General features: G+C 66.3%; 9 protein-coding genes. 3 read left to right on the top strand and 6 right to left on the bottom strand.

The features are described from left to right. On the top strand, positions 1-241 hold a 241-nt coding region (locus tag WMN78_RS04965), incomplete at its 5' end, for a hypothetical protein (protein ID WP_340532392.1). 246 nt (positions 242-487) lie between these two features. Here WMN78_RS04965 and tyrS read toward each other — a convergent pair. The 4 genes from tyrS to WMN78_RS04945 form a co-directional block, all read right to left on the bottom strand. Then, positions 488-1801, bottom strand: a complete 1314-nt coding sequence (gene tyrS, locus WMN78_RS04960; RefSeq protein WP_340532391.1) for a tyrosine--tRNA ligase — start codon at positions 1799-1801, stop codon at positions 488-490. 99 nt (positions 1802-1900) lie between these two features. After that, complete coding sequence (locus WMN78_RS04955) at positions 1901-4129, bottom strand: AAA family ATPase (protein ID WP_340532390.1); 2229 nt, start codon at positions 4127-4129, stop codon at positions 1901-1903. 63 nt (positions 4130-4192) lie between these two features. Next, positions 4193-4750, bottom strand: a complete 558-nt coding sequence (locus WMN78_RS04950) for an adenine phosphoribosyltransferase (RefSeq protein WP_340532389.1) — start codon at positions 4748-4750, stop codon at positions 4193-4195. Between the two features lie 88 nt (positions 4751-4838). Continuing rightward, the gene (locus WMN78_RS04945; protein ID WP_340532388.1) at positions 4839-5492 is read right to left on the bottom strand and encodes a DNA-3-methyladenine glycosylase; all 654 of its coding nucleotides are present in this window, start codon (positions 5490-5492) and stop codon (positions 4839-4841) included. Between the two features lie 96 nt (positions 5493-5588). Here WMN78_RS04945 and WMN78_RS04940 point away from each other — a divergent pair, with 96 nt between their 5' ends. Continuing rightward, on the top strand, positions 5589-7115 hold the full coding sequence (locus tag WMN78_RS04940; protein WP_340532387.1) for a DNA-3-methyladenine glycosylase 2 family protein: 1527 nt from the start codon (positions 5589-5591) through the stop codon (positions 7113-7115). A gap of 45 nt (positions 7116-7160) precedes the next feature. Next, positions 7161-7655, top strand: a complete 495-nt coding sequence (locus WMN78_RS04935; protein ID WP_340532386.1) for a methylated-DNA--[protein]-cysteine S-methyltransferase — start codon at positions 7161-7163, stop codon at positions 7653-7655. Between the two features lie 66 nt (positions 7656-7721). On the opposite strand, the gene WMN78_RS04930 is transcribed toward WMN78_RS04935, so the two are convergent. Together WMN78_RS04930 and WMN78_RS04925 are read right to left on the bottom strand one after the other, a co-directional pair. Continuing rightward, positions 7722-8459, bottom strand: coding sequence for a maleylpyruvate isomerase family mycothiol-dependent enzyme (locus WMN78_RS04930; protein WP_340532385.1), 738 nt, complete (start codon positions 8457-8459; stop codon positions 7722-7724). A 31-nt stretch (positions 8460-8490) separates the two neighbouring features. Further along, entirely contained in the window at positions 8491-9030 is a 540-nt protein-coding gene (locus WMN78_RS04925) for a pyridoxamine 5'-phosphate oxidase family protein (protein ID WP_340532384.1), read from the bottom strand. Between the last annotated feature and the right edge of the window lie 59 nt (positions 9031-9089).

Below are 9089 nucleotides of genomic sequence, written 5' to 3'. Positions count from 1 at the left end.
CCAGGCACCACGGGAAAACGCGGAACCAGGCTGCACAAAATTTGAAACCAGCTGTAAAAACCAGACCCATCCACGGGGTGGACAAACCTGGCCAAAACAACCAATCAATAAAACAATTGGTATCAACAAACTTGGCACACTATTGAGTTCTCAAACAACAGACACATTCGAATACTTTTCAAACAATTATTTGAATTCGAGTGAATTCTTTGTTATCATTTCTTCGCTGCGATGTTTCTAGCTTATTTCATTCATTTCCACTTTGCAAATCCGGTTATTCTTCCGAAATTCACTTGGTGGAGTGAATCCGCCCAGCAAAATGTGAAGCAACTTTTCATTTCTGCGCCTTGCGCATGAAAGTGCTTCTCATTTGTAGGGGGTTTGTCACCACTCAGCGGCGGCGACTCAGAAAACACTACACGCTCCTCCCCGGCCGCGCAAATCGGCCGGAAAGGAGCGTGCATGTGGCTGCCAGGATGCCCTGGTTCTAGGACGCCGACACTTCCACGGTTGCCAGGTTCTTCTTCCCGCGGCGCAGCAGCAGGTAGCGCCCGTGCAAGAGTTCGCTGTCCGGAATGACTGCGTCAGGATCGGTCACCTTGGTGTTGTTGACATAGGCGCCGCCTTCACCGACGGTCCGACGGGCAGCGGACTTGCTGTCCGAGAGCCCGGAAGCCACGAGCAGGTCAACGATGCCAAGTCCGTCGGCGTCAATGCGGGCTGAAGGCAGTTCGGCGGTCGCGGCCGAAAGGGTGCGCTCGTCCAGTGCGGCGAGGTCCCCGCCGCCGAACAGTGCGGCCGAGGCTGCAATGACCTTCTCCGTGGCTTCCACCCCATGGACAAGCGAGGTCACCTCGAACGCGAGCCTCCGTTGGCCTTCCCGTGCAAAGGGACGCTCGGCAATGGAACCTTCCAGGGCTTCGATCTCGGCGCGGGTGAGGAACGTGAACACCTTGAGCCTCGCTGCGACATCGGCGTCAGCCGTGTTGAGCCAGAACTGGTAGAAGGCGTACGGGCTGCACATCTCCGGGTCGAGCCAGATGGCGTTGCCTTCGCTCTTGCCGAACTTGGTGCCGTCCGAATTGGTGATGAGCGGTGTGCCCAGTGCGTGCACGTGCTTGCCCTCCACCTTGCGGATGAGTTCGGTTCCGCTGGTCAGGTTGCCCCACTGGTCGGACCCTCCGGTCTCCAGGACGCAGCCGTAATCACGGTAGAGCTGGAGGTAGTCCATGCCCTGCAGGATCTGGTAGCTGAACTCGGTGTAGCTGATGCCCTCGTCAGAACTGAGGCGGGAGGCAACGGCGTCCTTGCGGAGCATGGTGCCAACGCGGAAGTGCTTTCCGATGTCGCGCAGGAAGTCGATGGCGCTCAAGGGAGCGGTCCAGTCCAGGTTGTTAACCATCCTTGCAGCGTTTTCGCCGTCAAAGCTCAGGAAGCGCCGGACCTGCGCCTGGAGGTATCCGACCCATTCGGAGACGGTGTCTTTGGTGTTCAAGGTGCGTTCCGCCGTCGGCCGCGGATCGCCGATCAGGCCGGTCGACCCGCCGACCAGGCCCAACGGCTTGTGCCCGGCGAGCTGGAGCCGGCGCATCAGGAGCAGCTGTACGAGGTTGCCCAGGTGCAGGCTGGGCGCGGTGGGGTCGAAGCCGCAGTAATAAGTAATCGGGTCCCCGGCGAGCAGCTTTTCCAGTTCCACTTCATCAGTGGACACGTGGACCAGGCCGCGCCAGTTGAGCTCCTGCCAGATGTTGGCGAAGGTCGGATCGTTCTGCTGGGACTCGAGATCATTTAGTTGGGACACGTGATCTAAGTTAGCAGGATTGGCCGGTCGCTAGCGCTGCGTGACAGCGCCGCCGGGCCGGCAGGAGGCCGGATGATCCGGACCTCCTGCGGCCGGGGATCAGCGTTCGATGCCTGCCGGCACCGGGGCAGCCGCGATGAGCCGAAGCCGCTGGGTTGGCCGGGTCATGGCGACGTAAAGGTCGCCGACGCGCCCGTGCTCATGGTTGAGCATCATTGACGGCTCCAGCACCACAACGCCGTCGAACTCCAGGCCCTTGGCTTCCCGCGGGCTGATGACAACGATGTCCTGCTCGTAACTTCCGGCGCCGGTACCGACACGTCGTCCGTAAGCCGCCCGCAGGGCGGACGTGGCCTGCGGCAGCAGCTCGCCGTCAGCGATCACGGCAAGCAGGCCGCCGTCGAGCGAGTCCAGTTCGTCCGGAAGGACCTCAACGAGCCTGCTGACGATACCGCCGGCTTCAACGCGGTCAATGATCGGCGACCAGCGGCCTTCGCGGACTGCCTTGGGAGCCGACACTACGAGGCCCGCGGCGTTCGCCATCCGGGCGGCCGCCTCCGCGATCTGCGACGGCGTGCGGTAGTTGACGGTGAGTTCCTCAAGCTGCCAGCGGTCCCCGAACATCGGTTCCAGCGCGCTCTGCCAGGATTTGGCACCCGCCACGGAACTCGTCTGGGCGATGTCGCCGACGATGGTGAACGACTTCAACGGGCAGCGACGGACCAGCAGGCGCCACTGCATCGGCGACAGTTCCTGGGCCTCGTCGACAACAATGTGCCCGAACGCCCAGGTGCGGTCGCTGGTGGCCCGTTCCGCCGCGGTGAGCCGCGCTTCCCGTTCCTGGTTCTGGTCGACGAGTTCCTCGGCCGTCATCAGCACGTCCACCCCGGCGGTTTCCATGTTCACCAGGGTCTGCTTGGCGTTGGCGATGTCCCGGGCGCGGTCGTGCTCCTGCTGGGCCAGTCCGCGGCCGGCTGCGGGATCAAGCTCACCCAGCAGCTCGGCAGCCTCGTCCAGCAGCGGCACGTCAGCCTCGGTCCAGGGACTCTCGGTCGGGCGGGCCAGCAGCGCGCGCTCAGCCTCGGTCAGGTGCGGAGTGCAGGCCTTAAGGATGGCAGGCTTGCCGAACAGCTCGGAGATGAGCTTTTCCGGCGTCATCGGCATCCAGCAGAGATTCAGTGCGATCCGGACATCGCGTGCAGTGCGGACGTCCTCGGCCAGATACGAACGGTCCGCGTTGTTGCCGATGCTGCCGGCCTCGACGAGCTCGGTCATCTGCTCGGTCAGTTCGCGGAGCAGTATCTTTACGAACGTCAGGCGTGCCTCGTTGTGCGGCTTGTGGGTGGCGCGGGCCTTTTCCCGGGCCCGGCGAACCTGGCGCGGAGTCAGGACCAGCTTGCGGCCATCCACTTCGAGGATCCGGTTCTCAGCCGGAATGCGCTGCCGGTTGGATACGGCATTGGCAACCACTTCGGCCATATCCAGCCGGCCCTTGATGGCGGCGACGTCCGCTTCCTGTTCGGGTACGGCATTGATGCCGGGCATCAGCCGGCCGACGCTCGCCATCACCACGCCCGTTTCGCCGAGTGAAGGCAGGACGCGCTCGATGTACTTCATGAACGACGACGACGGGCCCACCAGGAGCACGCCGGCGGTCTTGAGCCGGTCGCGGTGCGTATAGAGGAGGTACGCCGCGCGGTGCAGCGCAACGGCCGTTTTGCCCGTTCCGGGCCCGCCCTGGACGACGACGGCTCCGGAGATGGAGGAGCGGATGATCCGGTCCTGCTCCGACTGGATGGTGCCAACGATGTCCGACATGCGCCCGGTGCGCTTGGAGTTCAGGGCGGCCAGCAGCGCGCCCTCCCCCTGCAGCGATTCGTTGTCGGCCAGCATGTCGGCGTCCAGGACGTCGTCTTCGATGGCCTTGACTTCGCGGCCCTGAAGGATCAAGTGGCGGCGGCGCCGCACGCCCTGGCGGTCGAAGGCCGTGGCCTGGTAGAAGTGCCCGGCCTCGGGCGCGCGCCAGTCAACCATGAGCCGCTGGAGGTCATCGGTGGTCAGGCCGATGCGGCCGATGTACTGGGCCTCCCCCGAGTCCAGGTCGAGGCGGCCGAAAACCAGCCGGTCATCCACAGCGTCCAGCTGGGCCAGCCGGTCCTCATAGAGGGCCGCGAAAGCATCCCGTTCGGAAACATTTTGCATAGTTCCCACGGCACCGGCACGGCGGACCTGGGCAAGCTGAGTGCGCTTTTCCTCGCGCAACTCATCAAGGCGGGCATACAGTCCGGCAACATAGTCCCGTTCATGGGCCAAATCAGCGTCGAGCATCGAGACTTTCCCCTATCGCAAAAGACAGACCTACCATTCTACAACCATTTCGAGGAACGCACGCTAGGTCCGGATCAGTGAGCGGACGCGGTGGCCGCTCAGGGCGGAACGGCCGCGCAGCTCGCCCAGTTCCATGACCACGCCTACTCCCGACACATGCACTCCGCAGCGCTCAAACAGGCGGGCGGCGGCGCCGAGCGTCCCGCCCGTGGCAAGGACGTCGTCGAGAATCAGCACCCGGCTTCCGGCCGGCAGGTCCGTGGTGTGCAGCTCGAGGGTCGCGGTGCCGTACTCCAGCGCATAATCTTCCGCCACCACCTTGCGGGGGAGCTTTCCTGCTTTGCGAACGGTAACCACCCCCGTGTTCGTGGCGTAGGCGGCAGCGGCAGCCAGCAGGAAGCCGCGGGCTTCCACCCCGGCCACGGCGTCGAACTGTCCCTTGAACGGCTCCACGAGTGCGTCCACAACAGCACGGAGTGCTGCGCCGTTGGCAAAAACGGGGGTCAGGTCCTTGAAGGTAATTCCGGGTTTGGGATAGTCCGGCACCGAGACGCAGAGGCTGTTGATCAGCTGGTCAACTGGAACGCTTCTTCTGGCTTGGCCCGGCTCGCTTTGATTCACGCATCTACCCTATGCCGGTGGCGGGCATTCTTCACGATCCGGGCCGTCCCTGGGCCAGGGCTGCCGGGTTAAGCCCGGCACAGGGCGCCTAAACCGGGCGGGCTTTCGCGGCCTTGTAGCGCGAGACCGTGGGATCGCCGGTGAGCCAGTAGCGCCACGGATATGCATGGCTGCCACCCGCCCCCGAAACGCCCACGCGCGGCCCGGTGCTGATGTCGCGTGCCCGCGCCACCGGCAGTTCCAGCCTGAACGGCTCGCCGAGGGCGTCCCGCCCGCTGTCCGCCGTCGTGAGTCCCAGCGCCGTGGCGAGCCGGGCGGGCCCGCTGGCCAGGTCCTTGGAGGATTTCGACGTCGGCCGCCTGGTACGGGCCAGCTCCTCGCCGGCCACGATTTCCCCGCCGCGCAGGAGCAGGGCCGAGGCCGTCCCGGGCGGTCCGCAGACAATGTTGGCGCAATAGTGCATCCCGTAGGTGAAGTAGACGTACAGGTGCCCGGCAGGTCCGAACATGGGTTTGTTGCGTCCCGTCTGCCCGCGGAACGTGTGCGACCCCGGGTCCGGGTGCGGGGAGTCGTGCGGGCCGAGGTAGGCCTCCACTTCGGTGATGCGCACGGAAACTGCACCCTCCGGACTGTCATGGGTGAGCACGGCCCCAAGCATCAGGGGCGCCACGTGCCGGGCGTCCCCGGACAGGACGTGCCGTACGGCGTGTTCGTGTCCGGTGCGCGGCGGGCTGGAGCTCATGCATCGACTTTAACAAAGAGCCGCCGCCAAACGGGGCCCCACGGCCGTGTCCGATTTCCGCTAGCCCCAGGTGCGCCGAGCTGACAGGATGGAGGCATGGACTTCTGGCAGCGCTACCGGGCGATCGACGCCCGCGACACCCGTTTCGACGGGCAGTTCTACACCGCTGTCCGGACCACCGGGATTTATTGCCGGCCGTCATGTCCTGCCCGGACGCCCAAAGCGGAGAACGTCACGTTCTACGAAACCTCCGCCGCGGCCCACGACGCCGGGTACCGCGCCTGCAAACGCTGCCTGCCGGAGGCTGTCCCGGGGACGCCGGCGTGGAACCTCCGGTCGGACATCGCGGGCCGCGCCATGCGGCTCATCAATGACGGGGTGATCAACCGCGACGGCGTGGAGGGCCTCGCCTCGCGGCTCGGCTACTCGTCGCGGCAGCTCAACCGGATCCTCAGCCACGAACTGGGCGCCGGCCCGCTGTCGCTGGCACGGGCCAGCAGGGCGCAGACAGCCCGGACGCTGCTGGTCTCCACGCAGATGAAGCTCGCCGACGTGGCGTTCGCGGCCGGGTTCAGCAGCGTCCGCCAGTTCAACGAAACCATCGGCGAGGTGTTCGGCATGACCCCGACGGCGCTCCGCGGCACCGCCCGCCACCACCGGGCGCCGGCCGCGACGACGGCGCTGACGCTGAACCTTCCTTATCGTGAGCCGTTCGATCCGGGCATCTTCGATTTCCTGGCCGTGCGGTCCATTCCCGGGATCGAGGCGGGCACCGCGAGCTCCTATGCCAGGACCTTGCGGCTCCCCCACGCGGATGCCCGGTTCAGCGTTGAGTACGACGCCGGCGCCCCCTGTCGGCCCCTTGTCCTCACCATCGGCGCGGTGGACCTCCGGGACCTGCCGTCACTGCTGAGCAGGGTCCGGCGGCTGCTGGACCTCGACGCCGACCCGGTGGCCATCGACAGTGCGCTGGAAGCCGATCCGCGGCTGGCACCGGCCGTCAGAGCCTTCCCGGGCATGCGGATGCCCGGGGCCGTGGACCCGCAGGAGTTGCTGGTCCGGGCCATGATCGGCCAGCAGATCACGGTCGCGGCCGCCCGGACCGCCCTCACCCAGTTGTCAGCCTGCGGCAGCGAGAGCCTGGCCCCGGTGGACGGCCTGCACCGGCTCTTCCCCACTGCCGCCCAGATCGCCGACGCGGGCTACGGCCTGTTGCGCGGTCCGCAGCGTCGGATCGACTCGGTCCGGTCCGCCGCTGGCGCCATGGCCGCCGGGGACCTTGATTTCGGCTACGGCGACGACCTCGCCGGCCTGCACTCCAAACTCCTGCCGCTGCCCGGGGTGGGACCCTGGACCGCGGGATACGTTGCCATGCGCGTGATCGGGGCGCCAGACGTGTTCCTGCCTAACGACGCCGCCGTGCGCAACGGCATCCGTGCCCTCGACGCAGGTAATGCCCGCGCGGAGCCCGGCGTCCGGCTGCCAGGCCGGCGCACACCCGACTTCGCCGAAGTGAGCCCCTGGCGTTCCTATGCCACCATGCACCTCTGGCGGGCTGCCGCCGTGCACGCCCGGCCCAAGGCGAGGCCGGCACCTTTCGTTCCGGCTGAACCAGCGATTTAACCCACTAGTTTTAACTCAGACGACTTAACCCAGGAAGCGAAAGCCATGAAAGCCCAACTGCTGACGATGTCCACTCCGGACGGCCCGTTCACCATCATCGCCCGCGACGGTGCCGTCCTGGCCTCCGGCTGGACTGCGCAAAGTGCGGAGCTTACCGGGCAGATCCATCCCGATCTGCTGCCGGACGAATTCGTCCCGGCCCTGGAACTGGGCGAAATCTCGGACGCGGTTGCAGCCTTCTACGACGGCGATCCGGAGCCGGCCATGCGTGTGCGGGTCCTTCAGAAATCGGGGCCGTTCCGCAGCCATGCCTGGGATGTCCTCCGGACGGTCAGCCCCGGACGGCCGGTGACCTACACCGAGTACGCGGAGCTGTCCGGGAACCCGAAGGCCGTCCGGGCCGCGGCGAGTGCCTGCGCCCTCAACGCCGCAGCGCTGTTCGTGCCGTGCCACCGGGTGGTGCGGACGGACGGCACGCTCGGCGGATTCAGGTGGGGTCTCGCCATCAAGGAAAGCCTGCTGGGACGCGAACAGCGTTGACGACGGCGGCCGGCAGGCCTACTTGGTATCAGGCTTACTTGGTAGCAGGCCTACTTGGTATCAGGCCTACTTGGTAATCGGAACGCCTGAGGGCCAGGGCAGCAGCTCCGGGAGATCCACGCCGTCCGCAGCAGCAGACGCGCGCAGGCTGCCCAGGGAGGGTTCGCGCCCCGCGAGCCAGGCCGCGATGTCCGTCAGCATGCCGTTGATGACGGTGGACCGGTTGCCGGCGCCTATGGTTACGGGCGGAAGGCCCAGCGGCTGCAGCACGAAGCGCTGCCCCTCCGGGACACGGGCCGCCAAGAAATCGAACAGGTGCTCGCAGAAGGGCCGGCTCCAGGTTTCCGCGCCCCTTCCGGTGTTGAGGTCCGAGGCGTGGATGACCAGTTCCCGCCAGAGCGCGAACCCGCCGTCCAGCATCACTCCGCCGCGGTACGAAATCGGAACCTGCCAAGCGCCGGCATCCAGGGAATCGAAGGCCTTCAGCGCGCGCTCCAGGGCAGAGTCCAGGTCCACGCGGTGCTGGACCAGGCTGTGCCCGGCGGCCATGTCGATGGCTTTGGTGCGGCCCTCAAAGCCGCCGTCATAGAGTTCCACCTGCTCGCCGCGGCGGGCGAGTTCAAGTTGCCGTGCCATGGCATTGGAAATACCGGCGAGGTGGGCGAGGACATGGCCCCGCGTCCAGCCCGGCAGGGTTGAGGGTGAGGTGACGTCTTCTTCGGCAAGTTTGCCGGCCTGGGAGGCAACGACGTCGGCGGCTTTGTGAAGTTCGGCGAGCAGCGCGTCCGGGGTGATTGCGGTCATACCCGCCATGGTAGCGGACAGTTAATGGCTCCTAACGCAGGCCGGGTACCTGCCCGGAGCCGTAGCGGTGGCGGATGTGGCGCCGGTCGTGGCGGGCTTGCCAGAACTCGATCTCGAGAGGCTGCACTGCGAAGAGCTGCCAGTCCGGGTTGTCACTGCCGTCCGCCGCAGGCCTGGCGGCCCAGTCTGCTGCCGAAGCCTCCGCAGACAGCTCCACGACGCCCCCGGCCACGCGGACCTGCCTGCCCTGCAACGGCCAGTAGAAATTCAGCGCCGCCCTCGGGTTCGCAGCGAGCTCCCGCCCCTTGCGCGAGGTGCGGGACGTTGCGATGTGCCAGCCGTCGTCGTCAATGTCCTTCAGGATCAGCATCCGGGACGACGGCTGGGCATCGGGCCCCACGGTGGCCAGGCTGCACGCATGAGGCTGAGGCTCCCCTGCGGCCAGCGCCTCCGCCAGCCATTGCCGGAACAGCCCGGCCGGGTCCGCCGGCGCAGCCGCCGGGTCAAAATCCGGAAGGTCTTCGGGGAAGTCCGGCAGGGCACGGAGGTACCGGCGGAAGGATGCGCTCATGCACCCACCATAAACGCAGAACGCTCTCTCAGTTGTTGCCTGAACTTCGGCGGCGCTGC

This window comes from Arthrobacter oryzae, assembly GCF_037911235.1.
Classification (GTDB): domain Bacteria; phylum Actinomycetota; class Actinomycetes; order Actinomycetales; family Micrococcaceae; genus Arthrobacter; species Arthrobacter oryzae_E.
This window is presented reverse-complemented; position numbering and strand designations above follow the sequence as displayed.

Coding starts and splice junctions, on each gene's coding strand:
- WMN78_RS04930 (WP_340532385.1), bottom strand. CDS start 8,459: ATGACCGCAATCACCCCGGACGCGCTGCTCGCCGAACTTCACAAAGCC.
- WMN78_RS04925 (WP_340532384.1), bottom strand. CDS start 9,030: ATGAGCGCATCCTTCCGCCGGTACCTCCGTGCCCTGCCGGACTTCCCC.
- WMN78_RS04940 (WP_340532387.1), top strand. CDS start 5,589: ATGGACTTCTGGCAGCGCTACCGGGCGATCGACGCCCGCGACACCCGT.
- WMN78_RS04955 (WP_340532390.1), bottom strand. CDS start 4,129: ATGCTCGACGCTGATTTGGCCCATGAACGGGACTATGTTGCCGGACTG.
- WMN78_RS04935 (WP_340532386.1), top strand. CDS start 7,161: ATGAAAGCCCAACTGCTGACGATGTCCACTCCGGACGGCCCGTTCACC.
- WMN78_RS04945 (WP_340532388.1), bottom strand. CDS start 5,492: ATGAGCTCCAGCCCGCCGCGCACCGGACACGAACACGCCGTACGGCAC.